At 51.7% G+C, this 24,271-nt stretch carries 24 protein-coding genes and 2 pseudogenes; 13 read left to right on the top strand and 13 right to left on the bottom strand.

The features are described 5' to 3' along the window. The 4 genes and pseudogenes from BIY29_RS20265 to BIY29_RS20675 form a co-directional block, all read left to right on the top strand. The coding region (locus tag BIY29_RS20265; protein WP_205680350.1) for a hypothetical protein at window positions 1-527 on the top strand (527 nt) is incomplete at its 5' end. Window positions 528-758: 231 nt separating this feature from the next. Then, window positions 759-1,451, top strand: a complete 693-nt coding sequence (locus BIY29_RS14745; RefSeq protein ID WP_205680349.1) for a hypothetical protein — start codon at window positions 759-761, stop codon at window positions 1,449-1,451. 17 nt (window positions 1,452-1,468) lie between these two features. Then, entirely contained in the window at window positions 1,469-1,738 is a 270-nt protein-coding gene (locus tag BIY29_RS14740; protein WP_121575851.1) for a PAAR domain-containing protein, read from the top strand. Between the two features lie 17 nt (window positions 1,739-1,755). Next, window positions 1,756-1,911 (top strand): annotated as a pseudogene (locus BIY29_RS20675) (type VI secretion system tube protein Hcp); the annotation flags it as partial. A 173-nt stretch (window positions 1,912-2,084) separates the two neighbouring features. Here BIY29_RS20675 and BIY29_RS21130 read toward each other — a convergent pair. Then, window positions 2,085-2,180, bottom strand: coding sequence for an IS1-like element transposase (locus tag BIY29_RS21130; RefSeq protein ID WP_476695670.1), 96 nt, complete (start codon window positions 2,178-2,180; stop codon window positions 2,085-2,087). 77 nt (window positions 2,181-2,257) lie between these two features. Here BIY29_RS21130 and BIY29_RS14725 point away from each other — a divergent pair. The 3 genes and pseudogenes from BIY29_RS14725 to pnuC form a co-directional block, all read left to right on the top strand. Then, a pseudogene (locus tag BIY29_RS14725) lies at window positions 2,258-2,395 on the top strand (DUF554 family protein); the annotation flags it as partial. A 182-nt stretch (window positions 2,396-2,577) separates the two neighbouring features. Next, entirely contained in the window at window positions 2,578-3,639 is a 1,062-nt protein-coding gene (gene nadA, locus BIY29_RS14720) for a quinolinate synthase NadA (protein WP_121575848.1), read from the top strand. Between the two features lie 68 nt (window positions 3,640-3,707). Continuing rightward, on the top strand, window positions 3,708-4,433 hold the full coding sequence (pnuC, locus tag BIY29_RS14715; RefSeq protein ID WP_121575847.1) for a nicotinamide riboside transporter PnuC: 726 nt from the start codon (window positions 3,708-3,710) through the stop codon (window positions 4,431-4,433). A gap of 66 nt (window positions 4,434-4,499) precedes the next feature. On the opposite strand, the gene zitB is transcribed toward pnuC, so the two are convergent. Beyond that, window positions 4,500-5,414, bottom strand: coding sequence for a CDF family zinc transporter ZitB (gene zitB / locus BIY29_RS14710; protein WP_121575846.1), 915 nt, complete (start codon window positions 5,412-5,414; stop codon window positions 4,500-4,502). Between the two features lie 332 nt (window positions 5,415-5,746). Here zitB and aroG point away from each other — a divergent pair, with 332 nt between their 5' ends. Continuing rightward, the gene (aroG, locus tag BIY29_RS14705) at window positions 5,747-6,802 is read left to right on the top strand and encodes a 3-deoxy-7-phosphoheptulonate synthase AroG (protein WP_121575855.1); all 1,056 of its coding nucleotides are present in this window, start codon (window positions 5,747-5,749) and stop codon (window positions 6,800-6,802) included. Window positions 6,803-6,865: 63 nt separating this feature from the next. Here the strand turns inward: aroG and gpmA are convergent, their stop codons facing one another. From gpmA to modE, 10 genes are all read right to left on the bottom strand, one after another. Beyond that, window positions 6,866-7,618 carry a 2,3-diphosphoglycerate-dependent phosphoglycerate mutase gene (gene gpmA, locus BIY29_RS14700; protein WP_121575845.1) on the bottom strand — a complete coding sequence of 251 codons (753 nt, stop codon included), beginning with the start codon at window positions 7,616-7,618 and terminating at the stop codon, window positions 6,866-6,868. Window positions 7,619-7,766: 148 nt separating this feature from the next. Beyond that, the gene (locus BIY29_RS14695) at window positions 7,767-10,892 is read right to left on the bottom strand and encodes an efflux RND transporter permease subunit (RefSeq protein WP_121575844.1); all 3,126 of its coding nucleotides are present in this window, start codon (window positions 10,890-10,892) and stop codon (window positions 7,767-7,769) included. Beyond that, complete coding sequence (locus BIY29_RS14690; RefSeq protein WP_121575843.1) at window positions 10,889-12,154, bottom strand: efflux RND transporter periplasmic adaptor subunit; 1,266 nt, start codon at window positions 12,152-12,154, stop codon at window positions 10,889-10,891. The genes BIY29_RS14695 and BIY29_RS14690 overlap by 4 nt, the downstream gene beginning before the upstream one ends. Continuing rightward, window positions 12,151-13,410: a TolC family protein gene (locus tag BIY29_RS14685; protein ID WP_121575842.1), complete on the bottom strand. Its 1,260-nt coding sequence runs from the start codon at window positions 13,408-13,410 to the stop codon at window positions 12,151-12,153. Before BIY29_RS14685 ends, BIY29_RS14690 begins: the two co-directional genes overlap by 4 nt. A gap of 13 nt (window positions 13,411-13,423) precedes the next feature. Then, entirely contained in the window at window positions 13,424-13,756 is a 333-nt protein-coding gene (locus tag BIY29_RS14680; protein ID WP_121575841.1) for a copper-binding protein, read from the bottom strand. 74 nt (window positions 13,757-13,830) lie between these two features. Further along, window positions 13,831-14,271 carry a hypothetical protein gene (locus BIY29_RS14675; protein ID WP_121575840.1) on the bottom strand — a complete coding sequence of 147 codons (441 nt, stop codon included), beginning with the start codon at window positions 14,269-14,271 and terminating at the stop codon, window positions 13,831-13,833. Window positions 14,272-14,410: 139 nt separating this feature from the next. Next, window positions 14,411-15,454 (bottom strand): galactose-1-epimerase, encoded by a 1,044-nt coding sequence (gene galM, locus BIY29_RS14670; protein ID WP_121575839.1) that lies wholly within the window; start codon window positions 15,452-15,454, stop codon window positions 14,411-14,413. 24 nt (window positions 15,455-15,478) lie between these two features. Then, complete coding sequence (gene galE / locus BIY29_RS14665) at window positions 15,479-16,495, bottom strand: UDP-glucose 4-epimerase GalE (RefSeq protein WP_121575838.1); 1,017 nt, start codon at window positions 16,493-16,495, stop codon at window positions 15,479-15,481. A 351-nt stretch (window positions 16,496-16,846) separates the two neighbouring features. Next, window positions 16,847-18,331, bottom strand: a complete 1,485-nt coding sequence (modF, locus tag BIY29_RS14660) for a molybdate ABC transporter ATP-binding protein ModF (RefSeq protein ID WP_121575837.1) — start codon at window positions 18,329-18,331, stop codon at window positions 16,847-16,849. 65 nt (window positions 18,332-18,396) lie between these two features. Continuing rightward, a complete protein-coding gene (gene modE, locus BIY29_RS14655; RefSeq protein ID WP_121575854.1) occupies window positions 18,397-19,188 on the bottom strand; it encodes a molybdenum-dependent transcriptional regulator in 792 nt (263 codons plus the stop codon). A 205-nt stretch (window positions 19,189-19,393) separates the two neighbouring features. Between modE and BIY29_RS14650 the strand changes: the two genes are divergently transcribed. From BIY29_RS14650 to modC, 4 genes are all read left to right on the top strand, one after another. Then, on the top strand, window positions 19,394-19,549 hold the full coding sequence (locus BIY29_RS14650; RefSeq protein ID WP_121575836.1) for an AcrZ family multidrug efflux pump-associated protein: 156 nt from the start codon (window positions 19,394-19,396) through the stop codon (window positions 19,547-19,549). 148 nt (window positions 19,550-19,697) lie between these two features. Next, complete coding sequence (gene modA / locus BIY29_RS14645) at window positions 19,698-20,471, top strand: molybdate ABC transporter substrate-binding protein (protein WP_121575853.1); 774 nt, start codon at window positions 19,698-19,700, stop codon at window positions 20,469-20,471. After that, window positions 20,471-21,160, top strand: a complete 690-nt coding sequence (gene modB / locus BIY29_RS14640; protein WP_121575835.1) for a molybdate ABC transporter permease subunit — start codon at window positions 20,471-20,473, stop codon at window positions 21,158-21,160. Before modA ends, modB begins: the two co-directional genes overlap by 1 nt. Further along, complete coding sequence (gene modC / locus BIY29_RS14635; protein ID WP_121575834.1) at window positions 21,160-22,218, top strand: molybdenum ABC transporter ATP-binding protein ModC; 1,059 nt, start codon at window positions 21,160-21,162, stop codon at window positions 22,216-22,218. The genes modB and modC overlap by 1 nt, the downstream gene beginning before the upstream one ends. 39 nt (window positions 22,219-22,257) lie before the next feature. On the opposite strand, the gene BIY29_RS14630 is transcribed toward modC, so the two are convergent. Further along, window positions 22,258-23,079, bottom strand: coding sequence for a pyridoxal phosphatase (locus BIY29_RS14630; protein ID WP_121575833.1), 822 nt, complete (start codon window positions 23,077-23,079; stop codon window positions 22,258-22,260). A gap of 138 nt (window positions 23,080-23,217) precedes the next feature. Between BIY29_RS14630 and pgl the strand changes: the two genes are divergently transcribed. Next, window positions 23,218-24,216 carry a 6-phosphogluconolactonase gene (gene pgl, locus BIY29_RS14625; protein WP_121575832.1) on the top strand — a complete coding sequence of 333 codons (999 nt, stop codon included), beginning with the start codon at window positions 23,218-23,220 and terminating at the stop codon, window positions 24,214-24,216. Window positions 24,217-24,271 lie beyond the last annotated feature (55 nt).

Genomic DNA, 24,271 nt, shown 5'->3' with positions numbered 1-24,271 from the left:
TCAATCCCCAGCGTATTCTTGGTTACAGTAATAAAGCGGGTGTACCAAACCGGTTCGGTCTGACGAACAAGAGCGGCCAAGGCCTGGATATGCTGGTGTGGGTACCGCCGCCGCCGTCGCTGACCGTGCGGTCGCCTACGTCGAAGAGTATGCAGCATTCAATGGATGGGGCAAATGGCACTCCCGCCCCGACCCAGACGCTAAACTTCACGGAAGACACGCTGCTGGTGATTGAAACCAAGGCCACATTGGGTGGGGCTAAGACACCGGGATTTAATAAAACTCAGGGGACAGGAGCAGGTAAAGTTGCTGATATTATGGGGAAAATACGTAGAGGTCGTAATGGATGGACCATGGAGAAAATGAGTGAAGTTGATCCTGACGTTCTAAGAAAGATAGATGCTATCCGTGATGCTTCTAAAGATAACAAGGTCGCTTATATTCATGCGCAAGTTTTTTTTGATTCAAAGGGCGCGCTCAGTCAATTGGCTGGCAATGGCACGGGTATTCAGTTAAATACGTGGTAGTAAGGACAAAATATGGCGAAAATTAAAAGTCGATTAGATAAAATATTGCCCCAAGTGCCAAACTGGGCTAGCGACGCGTGGCCAATAAACGGGAATCGCTTACAGCGGTATGTTTCTGGGGAAGGTAGCGTGGGTCATGCATGTACAGATCTGTTTGATTATGGGATGCAGGCAATTAGATTCAGTTTGCTTGCCGCCCGTGAATACAATTCAAAAGATGCTATTAAGCAAATGACTTTTGGGTTTGCGCGGAATTTGTTTTCAGAAGTCGTCGATCTAAGAATTTTAACATCCCCCGACCAACTGTTTATCGGTACGTTGGATGATTGTACACATACTATGCTGGGAGTATTGGCTCTTGGACAGTCTGAACTGGTTCCCCCTTATTATCAGACCGTGTTTGATTGTATTGATAAAGGTTATGGTTTAGGTGACGGTCATAACCCCCCCCTCGGTACTACACTACGCTACGCCGCCTTCGGTCTGACTATCATCGGCGACTGGCTGGGAAAACCGCTTGATTTGGACAAACATGCGCTGCCACGCGATCCGGCATGGGGGCAACTAGTGGCACACTGGCGCGAACCCGACCCGGACAAGCTTTTACCTGTTCTGCTCGCTGCCTGCGATACTCACGTCGAGCGTATTGCTGTGACCGAGCGCGAAGCCAACCAGCAAGCTAAACAATTCGAGTTCAACTCTGTATTCCTTGCGGTGCATCCCACGGAAATCCTGGCCGTATTGCGGCTGCGTGAAATCGTAGGGCTATCTAATCCAGCCCACATCGACCATCCACTGATGCAAACACCTTATGCCGCTATTACCTGCCAGCCCGGTGAAGTGACCGAACGTGATGAGTTGCTTGACCGTTTCCTTGAAGTGGTACGTCAGCGTGATCCGCAGGTGCTGCCGCCAAGAATATAAAAACAAGGAGAAAGAAGATGTCGGGACGTGGAGCGATTCGTCTGGGAGACGCTCATTCTGGGGGCGGGAAAATGATCGAAGCCAGCGGTTTTCCGGTTAACGGCATTCCGCAATGTCTGCTTGGCGATAACGCGGAATGTCCTGCTCACAAAGGAACGTTTCCGCTGGTTTCCGGCGGCGAGGGTTCAGCAATTCATAATGGGCGCCCCATGGTATTCGAACCAGCGCAGCTTGCCTGTGGTTGCAGTGTTGCGTCCTCGTGTGGAGGGAATTACGACAAGGCGTAACTCCTGTTTCAGATAGGATGAACAAGGCGGTGCAATTGTTGTATAACGCGCTGACTTCCGGCGGAATGTTGCCGACCGTGGCGCTGATGTGGTATCGCATCTCTATCGAAGACAAGCAAGAGCACTTTTTCTTCACCGCGCTGACCGATGCCACCATCGTGGACATCGATTGCCGGAACATAAAACCAAGATGGTTGTTCGTTCTGATTCTCACTGTGGTTAGGGCTATAACGAGCTTTTTTTTGACCAAAGCCAGAGGGCTGCTGTTTTTTATTCCCCACCAATGACCATTGCTTATCCAGTTCACACATCAGGGTGAGATAGTCATAGACAATGGGTTTGCTTGTTACTTGCCTCGGAACGAGCTTTTTAATGTGCTCATCACGGCGTTCATACTGATTTTCAAGACTCGTCTTGTATCTCTGACCCCAGAGTCATTCATCGTCATATCGACAATTTTTTCTTTTGTTCCGGGCTTATGAGCGTTGTAATAGTAGTTAATCTCAAAAGTACGGCGATTCTGCCTGCGGTGGTTTGATTATGATTGCTGTCGGGTTACGAATTGCACAGATTAAATTGTTCGCTGTCGTAAACTTCTTGCCCGCGCTGTTTCTGGTCATTCCCATATCGTTGTATTGGCATCGACTCTTTGGTTAGTGCGTCGTCAAATCTGGTTTTATCTTTTTTTAAGTCGAATAAACAAGCTATCGGTTCTTACGCAAAAATAGCGCGACTTCATGCTTTTTTTTCGCTATTTTGTTTAGGATATAAAACATTATGATCTGAATTGTGTTTTTTCGCTGTTTCAGATCTCTGAGTTGTCATCATGGGAATCCATAATGAGCATCCTTTTTGATAGCAATGACACGATTTATCCTTTTCCTGCCAAGCCTAAGTCGTTATCGGCTGAAGCAAAGCAACATTACCGTAGCAGGATAAAAGCATTATTGCAGCAGCGAAATGCGGTGATAGTGGCGCACTACTATACCGATCCGGAAATTCAATCCCTGGCAGAAGAAACAGGCGGGTGTGTCGCCGACTCACTGGAAATGGCGCGGTTTGGCAGTACGCACCCCGCATCAACGCTGTTGGTTGCGGGTGTTCGTTTTATGGGGGAGACAGCAAAGATCCTCAATCCGGAAAAAACCGTGCTGATGCCAACGTTGGAAGCTGAATGTTCGCTCGATCTTGGTTGCCCAATCGACGCGTTTAACCGTTTTTGTGACAGCCATCCTGACCGCACCGTGGTGGTGTATGCCAACACGTCAGCCGCGGTAAAAGCGCGTGCTGATTGGGTCGTAACCTCCAGCATCGCGGTGGAGTTGATTGAACATCTGGATAGCCTGGGTGAGAAGATTATCTGGGCGCCCGATCGTCACCTGGGAAGTTATGTGCAAAAGCAAACTGGCGCCGATGTGTTGTGCTGGCAGGGGGCCTGCATTGTGCACGATGAATTTAAAACCCAGTCTTTAAAACGCATGAAAGCCCTGTACCCTGATGCGGCTATTCTGGTGCACCCGGAATCGCCGCAGAGCGTGGTTGAGATGGCTGATGCCGTCGGTTCAACCAGTCAGCTTATTCAGGCAGCCAAAAGCTTGCCGCAACGGGAGCTGATTGTGGCGACCGATCGCGGTATTTTCTACAAAATGCAGCAGGCATGTCCGGGTAAAACTTTACTGGAAGCGCCGACTGCGGGTGAGGGTGCGACCTGTCGCAGTTGCGCGCACTGCCCCTGGATGGCGATGAATGGTTTAGAAGCGATCGCCAACGGTCTGGAACAGCATGGCGAGGCGCATGAAATTCATGTCGATGCCGCACTAAGGGAAGGGGCGTTGATTCCTTTGAACCGGATGCTCGATTTCGCTGCTACACTGAAATTACGTGTACGCGGAAATGCCTGATATATCTTCATTTTCATTTATACGTAAAATAAGAATTCACGCAATGATCATTAAGACAGGATAGCGAGATGGACTTTTTCAGTACCGGTAATATTTTGGTTCATATCCCTTTGGGAGCAGGGGGATACGATCTTTCCTGGATAGAGGCGATCGGTACGTTATTTGGGCTACTTTGTATCTGGTTGGCGAGTCTGGAAAAAACCATTAACTACCTGTTTGGTTTGATTAACGTCACGCTGTTTGCGGTGATTTTTTTCCAGATTCAGCTCTATGCCAGCCTGCTGTTGCAGATTTTCTTTTTTGCCGCCAATATTTATGGCTGGTATGCCTGGACGCGCAAAACAGATTCGCACGAAGTGGAACTCAAAATTCGCTGGCTTCCGTTGCCGAAACTGATCGGCTGGTTCGCCGTGTGTGTGGTCGCTATCGGGCTGATGACGCTTTATATTGACGCAGTTTTCGCTGTGTTGACGCGGATTGCGGTTTCCGGTATGCAAGCTCTGGGATTAGGTACGCAGATGCCAGCGTTACAGCCGGATGCCTTCCCGTTCTGGGATTCGACGATGATGGTATTGTCGATCGTTGCAATGGTTCTGATGACGCGTAAGTATGTTGAAAACTGGCTACTGTGGGTGGTCATTGACGTTATCAGCGTAGTGATTTTCGCCTATCAGGGGGTTTACGCTATGGCAGTGGAATACGCCATTCTGACGTTGATTGCATTGAATGGTTCCAGGCTATGGCTTAAAAGCGCTCGGGAAAACCACTCCAGACCTTTGTCTACCGAAGCATAAGAGCCTGAATCGTTGTTACCAACCACAGGCTCCCGGTCAGGAGCCTGTTTTGCCCCGACGCTTAAATTAATGATGGTGATGATGACTCTGCTCATGATGGATATCGCAGTGGTCATCATCACAGTGCTGGTACTCCATTTGAATAGTGGCGTGACCGATCTGATAATTTTCCAGCAGATATTCCTGAATGCGTTTCAGCAACGCATCATGATCGTGAGGGGGAATGACTTGCGCATGTAGCGTCATGAGAGGTTTTTCGCCAACCTGCCATAGATGTACATGATGGATATTCCTGACTTCTGGTATGTTGATGCGCAGATCTTTCTTTAGCGCATCAATGCTTATCTGGTTTGGCGTGCCTTCCAGTAATTCATGAATACTCTCTTTCATCAGCGCCCATGCACTGCGTAACACCAGGCAGGACACCAATACTGATAGAATCGGGTCAATGGGTGTCCAGTTGGTGAACATAATAATCAATGCGGCGATAATGGCGCCAACTGAACCCAGTAAATCGCCAAGTACATGCAGCGCCGCCGCCCGGACATTAATATTTTTTTCTCCACTGCCGTGATGCAGTAGCCAGAACGCAGCAATATTCGCCAGCAAACCCGCAACGGCAATAATCAGCATAGGAACACTGGCCACTGGCTGGGGCGCATAGAAGCGCTGAATGGCTTCCCAGAATATAAACGCGGTAATCGCCACCAGTGTCAGCGCATTAACAAAAGCAGCGAGCGTGGTCAGGCGCAAGTAGCCAAACGTATGATGTACAGTGGGCTTTCGCTGCGCAAAACGAACAGCCAGTAAAGCGACGAATAAGGCCGCAGCATCGGTCAGCATGTGACCGGCATCGGCGATCAGAGCCAGTGAACCCGAAAGTAGCCCCCCAATAACCTCTGCCACCATGAAAGTCGTAGTAATAATAAATGCAGCTAACAAACGTTTACTGTTGCCCGATTCTGCGTGGGTGTGTGCCATAGTCTATCCTGAGTTGTGTATAAGCTGATTGCATCTTCACTGTGCTCCAGTCGACAGAGAGGAAGTGTACTGCTGATTACCACGTTGTGTTATCAATAAGTTCGGTAAAACTTATCCTGCCTGTATGGCAGAAATAAAGTTTTTTTTACATATGAAATCATTTTGTTATATAAACACCGCTCTATTTCAGAGCCATTAAATCGCCAGTTTGATATATAATAGTCTTTGTAAAATATGGACAGTTTTTTCTCAATCTATCAGCTATCTTGGATATAGATGGCGTGCGTTGGATGTGGGTTTTAAATATACCGATCTGGAATAATGGAATTATTATGAATTACCAAAATGATGATTTAAGAATTAAAGAAATTAAGGAACTTTTACCGCCCGTCGCCTTGTTGGAGAAGTTCCCGGCCACCGACCATGCCGCAGAAACTGTATCGTTCGCACGTAATGCCATTCACAAAATCCTTAACAGTAATGATGACCGCCTGCTGGTTGTTATTGGCCCTTGCTCTATTCACGATCCTAAAGCCGCCAGGGAATATGCTGCCCGCTTGCTCAAGTTACGTCATGAACTGAACGACGATCTGGAAGTGGTAATGCGGGTTTATTTTGAAAAACCCCGCACGACGGTGGGGTGGAAAGGACTCATTAACGATCCCTATATGGATCATAGTTTTCAGATCAATAATGGTCTGCGCATGGCTCGTCAACTGTTGCTGGATATTAATGATTCCGGTATGCCTGCCGCCGGGGAGTTTTTGGATATGATCACACCGCAATACCTGGCGGATTTGATGAGTTGGGGGGCGATCGGCGCACGAACCACTGAATCTCAGGTGCATCGTGAATTAGCCTCTGGCCTGTCCTGCCCGGTCGGGTTTAAGAATGGTACAGACGGCACTATCAAGGTTGCCATCGATGCGATTAATGCCGCCAGCCAGCCACACTGTTTCCTGTCTGTAACCAAATGGGGACATTCGGCTATCGTTAATACCAGTGGTAACCGCGACTGTCACATCATTCTGCGCGGTGGTAAGTCGCCGAACTACAGTGCGGAACATGTTAAAGAGGTCAAGGCGGGTCTGGAAAAAGCCGGACTGTCGCCACAGGTGATGATTGACTTCAGCCATGCCAATAGCTGCAAACAGTTCAAAAAGCAGATGGAGGTATGTGAAGACGTCAGCCGCCAGATTGCGCAGGGCGAAAAAGCGATAATGGGCGTGATGGTCGAAAGTGCGCTGGTGGAAGGTAACCAAAATCTGGAGAGCGGTGAGCAGTTGATCTATGGTAAGAGCGTGACGGATGCCTGCATCGGTTGGGAAGATACGGAAGTACTGTTGCGTCAGTTGGCATCGGCAGTGCGTGACCGCCGCCGCCAGTAATTACCGGATAGTGTTTCAATAAAAAAACCGGCTAAACAGCCGGTTTTTATCAGAGCAGCCTGATTACTTGGCTTTACCCTGATTCGCTACCGCAGCGGCTTTGGCGGCGATTTCATCAGCATTACCCAGATAGTAATGTTTGATCGGCTTAAAGTTTTCATCAAACTCATAAACCAATGGCACGCCAGTTGGGATATTCAGTTCAAGAATTTCATCTTCGCCCATGTTGTCCAGGTATTTAACCAGCGCACGCAGGGAGTTGCCGTGAGCCGCGATAATGACGCGCTCACCGCTTTTGATGCGTGGCAGTATGGTTTCATTCCAGTAAGGAACAACACGTTCAATAGTCAGTGCCAGGCTTTCAGTCAGCGGCAGTTCTTTGTCGCTCAGAGAAGCGTAACGCGGATCGTGCCCTGGAAAACGCTCGTCGTCGCGAGTCAGTTCCGGTGGCGTGACAGCAAAGCCGCGACGCCACTGTTTCACTTGATCGTCACCGTATTTCTCTGCGGTTTCCGCTTTGTTCAGACCTTGCAGCGCACCGTAATGACGCTCATTCAGTTTCCAGCATTTTTCCACTGGCAGCCAGGCCTGATCCAGCTCGTCCAGTATATTCCACAGTGTATGAATGGCGCGTTTCAGCACGGAGGTGTAAGCAAAGTCAAAAGCAAAACCTTCGTCTTTAAGCAACTTACCAGCGGCTTTTGCTTCTGTGCGACCTTTGTCGGACAGATCAACATCGTACCAGCCTGTGAAGCGGTTTTCGTTGTTCCACTGACTTTCACCGTGTCTTACCAGTACCAGCTTAGTTACAGCCATAGCCAAACTCCTTCCTATTCTAAGATTTCTGTGATAACTGGTCTCATTATAGGGGCGCGGAGCGGCTATCGGCAATCGATAGTCGCTGGCGGCATCATTTATCAGCACGATATTTGCTCAAAATCACGCTCTGGCTTTATCGTTTCAGCTAATTCGGATCATCCTTATGCAATAACAGATAAACTGCCGGGATCACCAGCATGGAAAGCAGCGGCGCGCTGACCATACCGCCAATCATTGGGGCGGCGATCCGTTGCATAATTTCCGAACCGCTGCCCCCTCCCCACATGATGGGCAGCAGACCGGCCATGATCGTTGCGACGGTCATCATTTTAGGCCGCACACGCAATACCGCCCCTTCATGAATGGCATCCATAAGCTGCCAGCGTGATAATGGCTGCCCCGGCACGCGGTGTTTTTCCACTGCATGATTGAGATACAGCAACATAATGACGCCAAATTCGGCTGAAACACCGGCCAATGCGATGAATCCCACCGCCCCGGCCACAGACAGATTATAGCCAAGTATATAGAGCAGCCAGACCCCGCCAATCAGCGCAAAGGGCAGGGTAGCCATAATCAGTAGCGCATCCCTGACCCGATTAAAAGTGACATACAGCAGCACGAAAATAATCAGCAGCGTGAAGGGGACGACAATTTTCATTTTCTCCGTTGCGCGCTCCAGATACTCAAACTGCCCCGACCAACTGAGTGAAACCCCTTCAGGCAGCGTCACCTGCCGGGCAACGATTTGCTGCATCTCCTCTACGGCAGATTTCAGATCCCGGCCTCGCAGGTCAACATAAATCCAGTCAGACAGTCGGCCATTTTCACTTTTCAACATCGGCGGGCCTTCGCTGACGCGGATATCGGCCAGTTCGGCCAGCGTAACGCGGGCACCGCTCACGGTCACCACCGGTAAATCCCGTAGTTTTTCCAATGAGTCACGCAATTCCCGTGGATAACGGATATTGATGGGATAACGCTGGCGGCCCTCGATGGTTTCACCTATATTCAGCCCACCAATCAACGTGGATACCAGAGACTGTAATTCGTCTACCGAAACGCCGTAACGGGCCGCCCGCTGCCGGTCGATATCAATATCGATATAGCGGCCTCCGGCCAGGCGTTCAGCCAGCGCGGATGTCACCCCCGGTACGTTTTTCACCACCCGTTCGATTTGCGCCGCAATACGTTCGATATCCTGCAAGTTATTGCCATTCACCTTGATTCCTACCGGGCTTTTGATGCCGGTTGCCAGCATATCCAGACGGTTACGGATCGGCGGCACCCAAACGTTGGCAATCCCTGGCAGGTTGACGGTGCTGTCCAGTTCGGCAATCAGCTTATCCATCGTCATTCCCGGTCGCCACTGTGAACGGGGTTTCAGGCGAATGGTGCTTTCCAACATGGTTAACGGCGCGGGGTCGGTGGCGGTTTCAGCCCGGCCCGCTTTGCCAAAAACCGACTCAACCTCAGGAACGGTTTTGATCAACCGGTCGGTCTGCTGCAACAATCGCGCCGCTTCCCGTGCAGAGATACCGGGCAGAGTCGACGGCATATACAGCAGATCGCCTTCATCCAGCGGCGGCATAAATTCACTGCCGAGGCGGTTGAGTGGGAAAAGTGTCAGCAGCAGCAATACGCCGGAAATCAGCAAGGTAATTTTGGGATAACTCAGCACTTTTTGCAGCACCGGATGATATAAAGCAATCAGCCAGCGGTTCAGTGGATTAGCCTGCTCATCGGGAATTTTTCCCCGGACAAAATAGCCCATCAGCACCGGAACCAGGGTGATCCCTAATCCGGCGGCAACCGCCATCGCATAGGTTTTGGTGAAAGCCAGCGGTGAGAACATGCGGCCTTCCTGCGCTTCCAGCGAGAAAACCGGCACAAAGGAGAGCGTGATAATCAACAGGCTGCAAAACAGCGCCGGGCCAACTTCAGTCGCGGCACGTTCAGCCAGTTGCCACCACTCCCTGTCCTGCGGATTTTTCCCCGGATTGTTATGCTTCCACTGTTCAACCACTTTGTGCATGTTTTCTATCATCACGATAGCTGCATCCACCATAGCGCCAATCGCAATCGCAATCCCGCCCAACGACATGATGTTGGCATTAACCCCCTGATAGCGCATGATAATAAACGCGCCGAGGATCCCCAGCGGCAGGCTGATAATCGCCACCAGCGCGGAGCGGAAATGAAACAGGAACAGGGCGCATATCACCGCAACCACCGCAAACTCTTCCAGTAATTTTTGACTCAGTGTTTCGATAGCCTGTTCAATCAAGTGGGAGCGATCATAGGTTGGAACGATTTCTACGCCGGCTGGCAGGCTTTTCTGAATTTCTTTGAGCCGGGCCTTAACCGCATGTATCGTCTCCAGCGCATTTTTGCCATAGCGCAGCACAATGATGCCGCCCGCCACTTCTCCTTCGCCATTCAGTTCGGCAATGCCCCGACGCAATTCCGGGCCTTCCCGCAGGGTGGCGACATCTTGCAGTAAGACGGGAATGCCGTCACGCGTGGTAATGACTACATGATTGAAATCCTGCACATTTTTCAGATAGCCGGATGTGCGAACCATGTATTCCGCCTCACCCAACTCCAGTACCGAGCCGCCGCTTTCCTGATTCGCTGCCTGAATGGCGCTGATAATTTGCTGATGGGTAATATTCTGTGCACGCATCCGCTGTGGATCGACGACTAGCTGATACTGCTTCACCATGCCGCCGACGCTGGCAACCTCCGCGACATCAGTAATGGTTTTCAATTCGAACCTGAGCAGCCAGTCCTGCAATCCGCGCAGGTCAGCCAGGCTATGCTTACCGCTGCGGTCGATGAGGGCATATTCATAGATCCAGCCGACGCCGGAGGCATCAGGCCCCAGGGAGGTTTTCGCATCAGCGGGCAGACTGGACTGCACCTGACTGAGATATTCCAGTACACGGGAGCGTGCCCAGTAAGGATCGGTGTCGTCCTCGAACAGAATATAGACGTAGGCATCACCGAACATGGAGAAACCGCGAACCGTTTTCGCCCCCGGAACGGACAGCATGGTGGTCGTCAGTGGGTAAGTGACCTGGTTTTCCACCACCTGGGGCGCTTTGCCCGGATAGCTCACCCGGATAATCACCTGGACATCTGAAAGGTCCGGTAAGGCATCCAGTGGCGTTTTCTGTAAGGAAATAACCCCCCAGACTGCCATAAGTAACGCAGCCAGCAGTACCAGCAGCCGGTTTTTCAGTGACCAGCGGATAACATAAGCAATCATGAGTGGCCTCCATGCCCGGCATGGGGATCGCTGACCGGGGATTTTTCCGGTTGTTCATTGCCAAATTGAGAGAGTGAGCTGCGCAGGCTGGCTTCGGAATCAATCAGGAACTGGCCTGATGTTACGACGGTATCCCCTTCGCTAAGTCCATCCGCAATTTCAGCCCAATCGTCCTGGGTTATCCCGACGGTGACTTTACGTGGCACAAAGTGGCCGTCGCCTTCACTCAGCAATACCCGGTTTTGGCTGCCGCTAATCAGCAATGCCTGTTGAGGGATCATCAATCGCTGCTGTGGTTTTGGGCTGGCAAGCTGTACTGACAGGTACATGCCCCGTTTTAACAGTTGCTGACTATTCTCCAATACGACACGGGCTTTCAGCGTTCGGGTGCTGCTATCCAGCACGGGGAGCAACTCGCTGACTGTGCCGTGGAATGTTTTTCCCGGCCAGGCATGACTGCTGGCCGTTATCACGCTGCCAACGGTCAACTGTTCCGCCTGTGCTTCCGGGTAATCGACTTCTACCCAGACAAGATCCTGACTTGCCAGCTCGAATAACGGTTGAGCAGGGGTTAACTGCATCCCGGCGCGGACTTCAAGCTTGTTCACGTAGCCAGCTTCTGGTGCGGTAATGGCCATTCTCGGCTGTGGTTTGCCGCTATGCTCCACCTGACGGATTACGGATTCCGGCATAAACAGCAGCGACAGCTTTTGGCGCGCCGCCTGTGTCAGCGAACGGTCATCCAACTGTTGTACCGCCAGATACTCCTGCTGCGCCGCTGCCCAGGCAGGGTTCCACAATATCGCCAGCGTTTCCCCTTTTTTAACCTGCTGTTGCAACGCATTCACATTGAGCTGTTCAACAATGCCGCCGCTGGGCGCGACCAGTGTGCGCAGGCCACGTTCATTAAGCGCTACGGCGCCATAGCCTGGCGTTTGTGTATGGATGGTGCGCATTTCCGCCTGTGCGGTGCGCACCCCCAGATTCTGCTGCTGGCGGGCGCTGATGATCACGCCGCCGTCATCCTGCGCTTCATCGGCATAACGGGGAATTAACTGCATATCCATAAACGGTGATTTACCCGGTTTATCAAAGCGCTTATCGGGCACCATCGGATCGTACCAATACAGCACGCGGTGTTCGTCCGGCAGCGGAGACGCGATCGCGGTCGTCCGGTGTTGCTGACTGCCCCAGAAATAACCGATACCGATAGCGCTGGCGATCGCCAGCGTAAGCAGACTGATTGCGAGTGGTTTATTCATTGCAATGGGGCTCCCTGTGGGGTCAGATAGCGAATGGCTGCCCAAAGTTGAGCCATTTCCCGCGTGGCGTTCAGCGTGGCGATCTGACTTTCGAGCATTGAGCGACGGGCTTCCAGAACAGCGGCAAGGTCGCTGCTGCCGGATTGATACTGGGCTTGAACCAGCCGGATGCGCTGTTGCTGGAGCGGGAGTACGTCATTTTTCTGACGCTGCCAGCGTGACTGGGCCGCCTGATATTGCGCTACTAGCGTGTCAAGCTGTGCCTGATGCTCCCGGCCAGTCAACAGTACTCTGTCACGGGCTTCCTGGCTGCGGGCCACATCGGCGGCATAATCTTTATCCTGCCGTTTGGATTTAAACAGCGGCAGATCGACCGTTACCATCATGCCGGCCATGTCGTCGTAGTTATCCCCGCGCCTGGCATAATAAATCTCGACGCCCACATCGGGGATGGCTGCAACCGCAGATTGGGCCGATCGCGCCTGCGCAAGTTCGGCCTCGCGCTGTGCCAACTGCATTTCCGGGTGCAGATGAATCGTTGTGCTCAGTTCGTCAGGTGAAGCGGGTAAACGTTCAACGCGGGGGAGATCGCCACGAACGTTGATATTCGGCACACCGGTAAGTTGTACCATCCTGGTCTTTGCTACCTGAACATCCCGCTCGGCATCGGCTAATTTATCCTGCATTGTCGCCAGCGTCAGGCGAGCATCCAGCACACTGCTGGCTTCGCTGCCTGCCGCTACGCTGGCTTTTTGCAATGAAATCTGCCGCTGGCTTTCGTTAACCAGTAACTGCACTTGTTTTAACGACTGTTGTGACAGCGCCAGTTCCAGCCAGGCCTGTGCGGTTTCCCGTTGCAGACGGGCACGAATGGCCTCGCTATTGCTGCGCAGGCTATCGGCTTCCACACGGAAGGTCTGCGCCTTGTTTTCGCGTTTGGTGCTGCTGACATAGGTTTGCATGACGCCAATACGTTGCATCGTCATGCCTTCACGCGTCAGTCGGCTACCGTTATTCCCGCCTAATGGCAGGTTCTCAGCGCCAAACCGGAGTTGTGGATCGGGAAGTTGTGTGGCGGAGTCAGCCATGTTTTGCAGCGCGCTAATCTGGTGCTGATTGGCAGACAGGTCAGCAGAATAGCGTTCCGCCGCCTGTAAAGCCTGCTCAAGATCCAGATCTGCCGCAAAGGATACGGCAGGCAACCACAGCAACATCGCCAGCCACGCTCTTACTGAGAGGTGTTTGGGCATATTCATGTTTTTTTTCCGGCTATTTTTGCTGTGGCGTAATAGTGGTCAGGGTATAGCTGCCATCGCTTTGGATAAAACTGAAAGCAACCGGCGTATTCGTCGGTAATGGCTTAAATTCGCCGGAGGCGCCTGGCAGCCTGAACGCCATTGTCATGGCCGGCCACTGCAAATCAGCAATAGGGCGGTGGGAAAGGGTGACGCTATCGGCATTCCATTGTTTAATCGTGCCGGTGGCCTGGTAAATCCTGGCGGTGGTATCCACAGGCGTCATGACGTGGTGCTGGTGTTCATTCGCCCACCGGGGGGAGGAAAAAAGCAGACTGGCGATAATCGCCACGTAAGTGATATGCATAATAATAGCTCCATAAAAACGATAAATAACAATTAATTACGCCAATCGGCGCAGGTTTGTTATCTGTTGTTGAGCTATTCTCTGAAGCGGCAGAAGCGGATTTCAGCCGGGGGACCGGCAACAGGGGGGGAGAACCAGGCATGAGTGGCGCAGTTCACTTCACGCGGTTGATCAACCAGAGCCAGTTCATTACTGACCGGGATTGCCAGTAACGCCAGAGAGGCATTGTCTTGCTTGATGGTATCTGGCACACAGTGTTTTTCACACAGCGGCGTTTGCTGGTCAGCCGGGGGTTTTGGCATCACATCATGGTGAGACGAAGGAGATGTCGTTTGTTGCAGATGCGCCTGATGCTGCATGGATGGGGAAATATGACTGACTGCCAAATCGCATTGGTGCCCGGCGATAGCCAGTTGAGCATTCAGAAATAGCCAGCATAACGCCAATAGCCATCCCCATCTGCCTTTGTTACGCAGATGATGAATGAACGATGGCGATAAACAGGATGCTGACATAACGTATCCTTACAGAAAGTAATAGCAGTGTAATAGCCGGGATTTGCGCGGAGCAAGCAGGGAATTGAAGAGATTTGTAAATTGGCAGAGAGCATCTCCGCCAATGTTATCAATAAGTTAAATGTTAATCATCTAACCGTTACTGAGAAAAAAACTGGTACGTCGTGTCAGAGCGATAAACTTTTCCCGGTTTCAACCAGCAGTCTGGCTGTGGCCAGTCCGGGTGATTGGGGCTGTCCGGCAGAAATTCGCTTTCCAGTGCTATGCCAGCGTAATTTTTATAGGTTCCACCTTCCCGCGATGGCGTACCTGCCAGAAAATTTCCGCTGTAGAGCTGTAATGCGGGTGCGCTGGTGAATACGCTCATTAATACACGCCCATCGGACGACCACAGATTCGCAGCCGGGCTTTCGCTGGAACCACAGGTTCTGTGCAACAGATAGGCATGATCGTAGCCGCTGACGGCAACCTGGTCTTTGTCCCGTAGAAAGTCCTTTTCCAGCGTTTTAGGCTGCCGGAAATCCATCCCGGTGCCTTGTACCTGAACAAGATCGTCGCTTGGAATACCCGCAGGGTTTACCGGCAGGTAATAATCCGCGAACAGCTGTAGCTGGTGTTTACGTATGTCGGTCGGGCTGCCATCAAGGTTAAAATAGGCATGATTGGTCAGGCACACCGGGCAATGTTTTTCAGAGACGGCCTGATATTCGATTTCCAGCGCGTTATGTTCGGTCAGCCGATAACATACCTGCACGTTAAGCTGACCCGGATACCCTTGATCGCCATCCGGTGAATGCAACTGATAAGTGACCTGCGACGCATCCTGGCTGAGAATGCGCCAGCGTCGGGTGTGGAACCCTTCCGGCCCGCCATGCAACTGATGCTCATCCTGATTAGCTGTCAGATGAAAGATTTCATCACCGCAACGAACCGTGGCATTGGCAATCCGGTTGGCATAGCGGCCAATCGATGCGCCGAGATAGGCGCTCTGCTGTGGATATTGTTCAGGTGATGCGCAGCCAAGCAGCACTTCCCGGATACCGTCCTGTATGGGAAGCTGACAGGAAAGCCAGGTGGCGCCCCAGTCCATTAAGCAAACGCGCATACCAGCCAGATTTTGTAATGTGGTCAACTGAAATGGCTGACCGTCCGGCGCCAGCGCAGTGGTTTTTTCATTCAACATGATCGGCTCCTGTGACACGCTAAGTTAGTCTGGATAGCCGTCAGGATGGGCGGATTGCCAGCGCCAGGTATCCTGAGCCATTTCTTCCAGTGAACGTTTTACCCGCCAGTTCAGGTCGTTGGCTGCTTTTTCCGCATCGGCCCAATAGGCGGCCAGATCGCCCTGTCGACGTGGGGCGAAGTGATAGGCAATCGGTTTGCCGCAGGCCTGACTGAAAGCCTCAACCACCTGCAACACACTATAGCCGATGCCTGCTCCCAGATTGTAAATATGCACGCCGGCACGGTTTTGCAGCGCATTCATAGCCGCGACATGCCCATCGGCCAGATCGACAACATGAATGTAATCACGTACCCCCGTGCCGTCTGCCGTCGGGTAATCATTGCCGAAAATGGCTAATGACTCACGGCGGCCAACGGCAACCTGCGCGATATAAGGCGTCAGATTGTTGGGAACCCCCTGTGGATCTTCTCCCATTTCTCCCGAAGGATGCGCGCCAACCGGATTGAAATAGCGCAGCAGTGTGATGCTCCAGTCAGGTTCGGCGTGTTGCAGATCCTGCAAAATTTGTTCGACCATCAGCTTGCTGCGGCCATAAGGGCTGGCAGGATGACCTGTCGGGAAGCTTTCCTGATAGGGAATTTGGGGTTGATCGCCATAAACCGTGGCGGAAGAACTGAAAATCAGGTTTTTTACACCGGCTTTCTTCATCGCTTCCACCAGCACCAGCGTGCCGTAAACATTATTGTCATAATAGCCAATCGGTTGCTGAACGGATTCCCCTACGGCTTTCAAACCTGCGAAGTGAATCACGGATTCAATCGCGTGGCGGGAAAAAATGTCATTCAGCAACGCGCTGTCGCGTATATCGCCCTGATAAAAATCAGGCGTTTTCCCCGTCAATTGCGTAATGGTTTTAACCACGCTGGCTTTGCTATTGCATAAATTGTCGAGAATGATGGGCTGATGCCCGGCGGTCAGCAACTGTACGCAGGTATGGCTTCCTATGTAACCGCTTCCACCCGTAACAAGAACGTTCATAATGACCTCTGTTGTGACGATTCGGCAAAAAATAACATGGCCTGTGGCTGTAAAAGGTGATCTACAGCGAAAACAGCACCTGTTGTCGATGGTTTTTTATGGCGGGCCGGGATAACCCGCTCCTCTCTGGGCCGTTGTTACACAAGGTTGAAAAACGCTCCCGGCGTTTTTTTAACAGATGAGCGCAAATACAAAGTATGAATCAGTTTAAATAAGCGCCGTTTTCTACCTGAAATTTTTTTGACTGGTAGCGTTATCATTCCTATTTCCTTTCATTATGTCCATTACAGCATTCTGATTTGCAATGAGATAATCAATCAGCGTATCGGGGATCTTTATTTATCGCTTTTCTTAACGGGAAGCAGGATGAATTTCTTCCGTTTGATAGTCGTACACGTCATCTCTGGCAACAAACGTTAGCCTGTGCGTAATGCACTGCGGTGCATCCTCTGCATGATGAGAGACAAACAGCAACTGCGTGACGCCTTCCCCAATCAAGATATCCAGCCAGCGGCGAACCAACTGACGATTAAGGGGATCCAACCCCTGTAAAGGTTCATCAAGGATCAATAAGGCAGGGTGCTTAACTAATGCCCTGGCGACCAGCGTTAGCCGCTGTTGTCCCCAAGATAAAGATTGGAACGGAGTATCCGCGATGGCTCCGTTAAGGCCCAGCAGGGCCAGCCATTGATCGGTCAACTGGCGCTGGCGGTCGGAAACCGCCTGATAAATGCCGATAGAGTCAAAAAAGCCGGACAAAATAACGTTACGCACGCTGACACTGACGCGATAATCAAGGTGCAGGCTGCTGCTGACGTACCCGATATGCCGTTTGATATCCCAGATGGTTTCTCCGCTTCCTCGCCGGCGGCCAAACAGCGTGAGATCGTTGCTGTAGCCTTGCGGGTGGTCGCCGGTAATCAGGCTCAACAGGGTGGATTTTCCTGCGCCATTCGGGCCGACAATCTGCCAGTGCTGGCCGGGCAGCACCTCCCATGTCAGCCCATGCAGTATCGGGCGATCGTTGTACTGCACGATGCCATTGCGCAACGTGATAAGGGGTTGGCGGGCGGGAAGCGTCGAATACAGCTTTGGATCTTCCGGTTCGGGAAGGGCACTGCCTTGCAGCTTTTCACTGTAGGCTAACTGGGCAATAAGGGCTTCTGAAAGGATGTCTTCACGTTTGCCGATACGGGTTAACGTACAATCGGCAAGAATACCAACGTGATTGATAAAATCGGGAATATCATCAAAGCGATTGAGGATCAGCACCAGCGTGTAGCCCTCATTGGCAAGTTCAGGCAGCCGTGCGGCAAGTTGCTCGCGAGAGGCGACATCAAGTCCGTCAAAGGGTTCGTCCAGAATAAGCAAGTCCGGCTGTGGAATCAGCGCCTGACACAGCATGGTTTTACGCGTTTCGCCGGTGGAAAGATACTTGAAACGGCGATCCAGCAGATGCCCGATATCAAACTGCTGCGCCAGACGTTGGCAGCGAGCCTGATCGTTTACCGTATCCTGAATCACCTCTGCGGTCGTGCGCCCGGTATCGTCTTCATCAGCACTCAGCATGTCAGTGTTATTGCGTTGCCATTCCGCAGAGACTAACTGCTGCAACTGCTCAAATGACAACCGGGTGATGAGCTGAAAATCGCATCGGCGCTCACCGCTCAGTAGCGGTAACTCGCCAGACAAGGCCCGCGCCAGCGCCGATTTTCCGCTGCCGTTGGCACCGACAAAAGCCCAGCATTGATCTTTCCTGAGCGTCAGTTCATCCAGACGTAACATGCGGGTATCACTTAGCCGGAATAACCCCTGCGATATTTGCAACAACGACATTTTTCTACCTTCCTACGACGGGTGTAAAATTCGGAACTTAATGGTATCTCAGACAGAGGGCCGGTTTAGCAGAGTGTCGCAATAATGACTTTATCGGCATTAAAATAAGCGCTGACATCCCGATCGTGCCTGAGCTGTTGTTGTGCGACAACATCATTAGGGACGGTGGCGCACAGCGTTTCCCCCCCCGACAAGGTAACCAGAACCTCGCTGTTTTCGGCACCGGGCTGGATGCTGCTGATCCGCCCATGAAGGACGTTATCCGCTTCAGCCTCCGGCGGCATTCCCACGCATAAATTTACCCAGGGAGCCTTAACCAGCACCAAGACTTCTTTACCTGGTGTGAGTAGTAAGCGTTCGGCGCTTTGTTGGGTAATCAACGCGTTAATCGACGTTTTACCATCAGCGAGTAAAATTTCCAGATGCTGCTGCACCTTTTGATCGCTGCGTGCGAGCACGGTTCCAAAAAACTGATTTCTGGCGCTGGTTTGTAGTGAAAAACGTGCGATGGCCGCCAGCAAACTGTCCAGCGGCAAATTGTCTTCCTGCAATACATCAAAGGCCTTTTGCTGAATTTGCGCGAGCAAGTCATAAAGCTGAATCAGCCGTTCACCATAGTGCGTAATCTGGGCTCCGCCGCCGCCTTTCCCTCCTGTCATGCGCTCAACTAATGTTTGTTCCGCTAACTGATTCATTTCATTGATCGCATCCCATGCGCTTTTATAACTGATCCCTGCCAGTTTGGCGCCCCGACTGATTGAACCGGTATGACGAATTTGTTTGAGTAATTCGATTCGGCGCGGATCGGCAAATAAACGCTGCTGGAGTTTCAGGGTAAGAAGGATTTCAGCTTGCATGGCTAAGGGTCCGGGTGGGTTATAGCTGATTTTAATAACCTGTATTGTCGTCATTTTTTTCATCAGGGGCAAATCGCACGAATGGCAGCACTATTTTCTGTTGTTGAAGTAGACTACCAATCCGTTATTATGCCTATGATAGATTAGGGTGAAACAGTTCATTGAGTGAGCGACTGGCGTCACTGTTGCGATAAGTGAGGTAAGCATGTTGGATTTATTAATAAGTCTGCTATTTGCAGTAGCTATGGTGCCGGTCATGATGGCAATTATTCTGGGTTCCATTTATGGTCTGGGCGAGGTGTTTAACATTCTTTCCAGAATTGGTCATACAGAAGAGCACACCGCTAAAAAGCAGCATTGATTTTACTTCTCATTCCCCGATTTTGATGTCCGGCGTCCTGCCGGACGTCTTCTTCTCATGATCCCGTAAGTTGCCGATAAACTGAATGACACTGTTTGAATTTTCGTTATATTATCCATTACACAACGATGGTTATCGGGAGACGGGAATGAAACAGCAATGGTTAAAATGGTTTGCTGCGTTGGCGTTCAGTCTGGGAATGGCAGTACCGGCAACGGCAGCGGAAGAAAAGGTGACGGTATTCGCCGCCGCTTCATTGACTAACGCATTACAAGAGATTGCGACACAGTACCAGAAAGAGAAAAACGTTGTGGTTGTCGCCTCTTTTGCCTCATCGTCAACTCTGGCTCGTCAGATTGAACAGGGAGCGCCCGCAAACATATTTATCTCTGCAGATCAGCAGTGGATGGATTACATCCAGGATAAAAAGCTGATAGATACGGATAGCCGTTCTACGCTGTTAGGTAATGAACTGGTGGTGATTGCGCCTAAGAGCAGCCCGCTAAAAGATATTGCTATTAATGATAAGACCGACTGGAAAAGTCTGTTGAAAGGTGGACGCCTGGCGGTTGGCGACCCGGATCATGTGCCAGTCGGTATCTATGCCAAAGAAGCATTGCAAAACTTAAAAGCCTGGGATGAGCTTTCTCCGCTGATGGCGCGCGCAAATAGCGTGCGTGCCGCAATGGCGCTGGTTGAACGTGAAGAAGCGCCGTTGGGTATTGTGTATGGTTCGGATGTCGTTGCCAGTGACAAAGTGAAGGTTATCGGGTTGTTCCCGACGGACAGCCATAAACCGGTGGAATACCCAATGGCGATAGTAAAAGATCACACAAACCGGGAGGTGACGGCTTTTTACGCCCACCTGAAAACGGCGGAAGCCGCTGAGATATTTAAACGCTATGGATTTACCCCCCGTTAATGATGTTAAGTGACTATGAGTGGCAGGCCGTTGAACTGAGTCTCAAGGTTTCTGTGGTGGCTGTGGTTTGCAGCCTGCCGCTAGGGATACTGATGGCGTGGATTCTGGTGCGCTGCCGGTTCCCTGGTAAATCGCTGCTTGATAGCATCATCCATCTACCGCTGGTGTTGCCGCCGGTTGTCATTGGTTATTTGTTGCTGATCGTCATGGGGCGTCGAGGGATTATTGGCACCTGGCTGCACGACTGGTTTGGTTTCAGTTTTAGTTTCAGTTGGCGCGGTGCCGCGCTGGCATCAGCCATTGTCGCGTTTCCCCTGATGGTCAGAGCGATACGTTTGTCGCTGGAAGCGGTGGATACGCGTCTTGAACAGGCTGCACGAACGCTGGGAGCCGCGCCCTGGCGGGTATTTTTCACCATCACCTTACCGTTGTCGTTTCCCGGCATCGTCGTCGGCACGGTTTTGGCATTTGCCCGTTCTTTGGGTGAGTTCGGTGCCACCATCACCTTTGTTTCCAATATTCCTGGGGAAACCAGAACCATCCCTCTGGCGATGTACACGCTGATCGAAACGCCGGGAGCGGAATCCGCCGCCGCGAGGCTGTGTATTATTGCGATCGCCCTCTCGCTGGCATCGCTGCTGATTTCGGAATGGTTGACGCACTGGAGCCGTAAGCGGTTGGGGGGATAATGCTGCAACTCGATTTTAACCAGCAGCTTGGCGATCTGCATCTCAGCGTAAAAGCGGACTTACCCGCCAGCGGCATTACTGCCGTTTTTGGCGTCTCTGGTGCGGGGAAAACGTCATTAATCAATGCCATTGTTGGATTAACCCGGCCAGCATCAGGGCATATCGTGCTTAATGATCATGTGTTGGTGGATACCCGGCGGCATATTTTCCTGCCGCCGGAAAAGCGCCACGTCGGCTACGTTTTTCAGGATGCCCGTCTGTTTCCTCATTATCGTGTACGCGGAAATCTACGTTATGGTATGGCCAGAACCATGAGCGGGCAGTTTGATGATATTGTCGGGCTACTGGGCATTGAACGTATACTGAATCGCTATCCGCTGACCTTGTCGGGTGGTGAAAAACAGCGTGTGGCTATTGGTCGTGCGTTATTGACCGCACCCGAGCTGCTACTGATGGATGAGCCTTTGGCCTCCCTCGATTTGCCGAGAAAACGCGAGCTGCTGCCCTATCTCGAACGGCTGGCAAAAGAAGTGAATATTCCCATTCTGTATGTCAGCCACAGTATGGAGGAAATTCTTCGGCTGGCGGATCGCGTACTGGTGTTGGATCAGGGCAGAGTGAAAGCTCAGGGTATACTGGAGGAGGTGTGGGCCAGCAGTGCGTTACGTCCCTGGCTGCCGCGGGAAGAGCAGAGCAGCATACTGAATGTCCGTGTGCTTGCGCACCATGAACGTTACGCGATGACGGCGCTGTCGCTGGGCGATAGGCACCTGTGGGTGGGAAGAGTGGATGCGCCGATTAATACTCCGCTGCGCATCAGGATCAATGCCGCCGATGTCTCTCTGGTATTGCAGCCGCCAATGGTGAGCAGCATCCGCAACATCCTTCCTGCCAGAGTGATCGAGTGCATTGACGTTGAGGCGCAGATCGAGGTTAAGCTCGCTGTCGGTAATCAAACCTTGTGGGCAAGAATTACGCCGTGGGCACGTGATGATCTGGGGCTACGTCCGGATCAGCAGCTCTACGCGCAGGTAAAAAGCGTGTCGATCACCGCGTGAAAACGTTGCATTTGCTGGGGCAACGTTTCGAGTCAGATTTTACTGCAGCACTCTTGTACGGATCACCTCAGCGATACCGGGTTCTTCATTGTGGCCGATAACCAGATTGGCACAGGCTTTGATTTCGTCGGCGCTGTTGCCCATCGCCACGCCGAGTCCTGCCCCGACCAGCATACTGCGGTCGTTAAAGTTATCGCCAAAGGCGACAACCTCTTTCATACTGATACCTTGCTCTTCAACCCATTGCTGCAACAGTTTCCCTTTGCTGTTGCCGGTTTGCGCAATATCGACCTGATCCAGCCACGACCATTCACAGGCTAATCCAAGTTCTTTTTCCACGGTGCCGGAGAAATCGTTTAAGGTAGGGATATCCGCGTGGGAGGTGGCAAATTTCCAGATAGACAGCGCCGAATCCGTTTGCCGCACTAAATCCGTCACCTGTTTGAACGATGGGCGTTGCAATTCCGGTAATGTCGAGGCCCACGCCTGAGTACGGGTAACATGCCCGGTGGGATATTGATAATACATGGCATCATCGGCATACATCAGGCCGTGGATATCAAACTTTTGCAATAGTTTCAGCACACTTTTAGCCTGATCGGCAGACAGCGGGTTAGTATGTGACGCCTGACCTGACAGATAATCATACACGTAGGTTCCATTACAGCAGATGGCGGGAGTATCGAGTTGCAGTGCCTGATAAAAAGGGTGAATTGCCGAGTGGTGACGCCCGGTAACGATAACCACTTTTATACCTTGCTGGCGTGCCAGCGCCAGGGCGGCAAGCGATTCCGGCAGGATTTTTTTCTGTCTGTCCAAAAGCGTTCCGTCAAGATCGAGTGCAATTACACGATAGGTCATAGTAGTCTCGCAAAGTGTCATAGAATAAAACGATTGACGATGATGGTACACCGTAAGTCAGGTTGCGCAAAATGCTGCTTTTGATGAAAAATTCTGCATAGCCTGAGCAGTAACATTCGCATGAACAAGGAGAATATGATGCAGCAAGTGGTATATGTCGCCAGCCCGGAAAGTCAGCAGATCCATGTGTGGCAACTCGGTGCGCAAGGCGGGCTGACGTTATTACAGATCGTTGATGTACCTGGGCAGGTACAGCCGATGGCGATTGCGCCTGATAAACGCCATTTATATGTGGGTGTTCGTCCGGCGTTTAGTGTTATCAGTTACCGTATTGATAATAAAGGATTGTTGACTGAAGCTGGGTCGGCGCCGTTACCCGGTAGCCCGACGCATCTCTCTACCGATCGTCAGGGGCGTTTCCTGTTCTGCGCTTCCTACAGTGGCGCCTGCGTCAGCGTCAGCCCCATTGACGAGAATGGCGTAGTTGGTGCGCCTATCCAGCAGTTGGACGGTCTGGAGGGGTGTCACTCCACCAATATCGACCCCACCAATACGGTTGTTTGGGCGCCCTGTCTGAAAGAAGATCGTATCCGTTTGTATGATTTGAGTCCGGCGGGGGAACTGAGCGCGCATCACTTGTCGGCATTGACGACCGCCGCAGGAGCGGGGCCGCGCCATATGGCATTCCATCCCAATCAGCATTTTGCCTATTGTGTGAACGAACTGAACAGTTCGGTGGATGTTTACCAGCTTAATGCGCCCGATGGTCAATTGCAGAAAGTTCAGACGCTGGATGCGATGCCTGCCGGTTTTGCCGAGACGCGCTGGGCGGCGGATATTCACATTACGCCGGATGGCCGCTTCCTGTATATCAGCGATCGTACCGCCAGCTTGTTGAGCATTTTCCAGGTATCCGAAGATGGCAGCGCCTTGTCATTGAGTGGGCATCAGCCGACGGAGATACAGCCTCGCGGTTTCAATATTGACCATAGCGGTGAATTCCTGATTTCTGCCGGTCAGAAGTCACAGCATATTGAGGTGTATCGTATTAATGGTGCCGATGGCGCATTACAGCCGCTGGCGCGTTATGCGGTAGGGCAGGGGCCGATGTGGGTGAGCGTTCTGGCCTTGGATTGAGTCTGAGTAGAGGAAGTGGCGTGGCTTTCAGCCCTGCGTGATAAACAGGGCTGAA

This window comes from Brenneria alni (assembly GCF_003666245.1).
In the GTDB taxonomy this organism is placed as follows: domain Bacteria; phylum Pseudomonadota; class Gammaproteobacteria; order Enterobacterales; family Enterobacteriaceae; genus Brenneria; species Brenneria alni.
This window is presented reverse-complemented; position numbering and strand designations above follow the sequence as displayed.

Coding starts and splice junctions, on each gene's coding strand:
- galM (WP_121575839.1), bottom strand. CDS start 15,454: ATGTTGAATGAAAAAACCACTGCGCTGGCGCCGGACGGTCAGCCATTT.
- modA (WP_121575853.1), top strand. CDS start 19,698: ATGAAACAGCAATGGTTAAAATGGTTTGCTGCGTTGGCGTTCAGTCTG.
- pnuC (WP_121575847.1), top strand. CDS start 3,708: ATGGACTTTTTCAGTACCGGTAATATTTTGGTTCATATCCCTTTGGGA.
- pgl (WP_121575832.1), top strand. CDS start 23,218: ATGCAGCAAGTGGTATATGTCGCCAGCCCGGAAAGTCAGCAGATCCAT.
- BIY29_RS14630 (WP_121575833.1), bottom strand. CDS start 23,079: ATGACCTATCGTGTAATTGCACTCGATCTTGACGGAACGCTTTTGGAC.
- BIY29_RS14685 (WP_121575842.1), bottom strand. CDS start 13,410: ATGAATATGCCCAAACACCTCTCAGTAAGAGCGTGGCTGGCGATGTTG.
- BIY29_RS14695 (WP_121575844.1), bottom strand. CDS start 10,892: ATGATTGCTTATGTTATCCGCTGGTCACTGAAAAACCGGCTGCTGGTA.
- BIY29_RS14690 (WP_121575843.1), bottom strand. CDS start 12,154: ATGAATAAACCACTCGCAATCAGTCTGCTTACGCTGGCGATCGCCAGC.
- zitB (WP_121575846.1), bottom strand. CDS start 5,414: ATGGCACACACCCACGCAGAATCGGGCAACAGTAAACGTTTGTTAGCT.
- BIY29_RS14680 (WP_121575841.1), bottom strand. CDS start 13,756: ATGCATATCACTTACGTGGCGATTATCGCCAGTCTGCTTTTTTCCTCC.
- nadA (WP_121575848.1), top strand. CDS start 2,578: ATGAGCATCCTTTTTGATAGCAATGACACGATTTATCCTTTTCCTGCC.
- modE (WP_121575854.1), bottom strand. CDS start 19,188: ATGCAAGCTGAAATCCTTCTTACCCTGAAACTCCAGCAGCGTTTATTT.
- modB (WP_121575835.1), top strand. CDS start 20,471: ATGATGTTAAGTGACTATGAGTGGCAGGCCGTTGAACTGAGTCTCAAG.
- modF (WP_121575837.1), bottom strand. CDS start 18,331: ATGTCGTTGTTGCAAATATCGCAGGGGTTATTCCGGCTAAGTGATACC.
- BIY29_RS14740 (WP_121575851.1), top strand. CDS start 1,469: ATGTCGGGACGTGGAGCGATTCGTCTGGGAGACGCTCATTCTGGGGGC.
- BIY29_RS21130 (WP_476695670.1), bottom strand. CDS start 2,180: ATGAATGACTCTGGGGTCAGAGATACAAGACGAGTCTTGAAAATCAGT.
- BIY29_RS14745 (WP_205680349.1), top strand. CDS start 759: ATGACTTTTGGGTTTGCGCGGAATTTGTTTTCAGAAGTCGTCGATCTA.
- aroG (WP_121575855.1), top strand. CDS start 5,747: ATGAATTACCAAAATGATGATTTAAGAATTAAAGAAATTAAGGAACTT.
- BIY29_RS14650 (WP_121575836.1), top strand. CDS start 19,394: ATGTTGGATTTATTAATAAGTCTGCTATTTGCAGTAGCTATGGTGCCG.
- galE (WP_121575838.1), bottom strand. CDS start 16,495: ATGAACGTTCTTGTTACGGGTGGAAGCGGTTACATAGGAAGCCATACC.
- BIY29_RS14675 (WP_121575840.1), bottom strand. CDS start 14,271: ATGTCAGCATCCTGTTTATCGCCATCGTTCATTCATCATCTGCGTAAC.
- modC (WP_121575834.1), top strand. CDS start 21,160: ATGCTGCAACTCGATTTTAACCAGCAGCTTGGCGATCTGCATCTCAGC.
- gpmA (WP_121575845.1), bottom strand. CDS start 7,618: ATGGCTGTAACTAAGCTGGTACTGGTAAGACACGGTGAAAGTCAGTGG.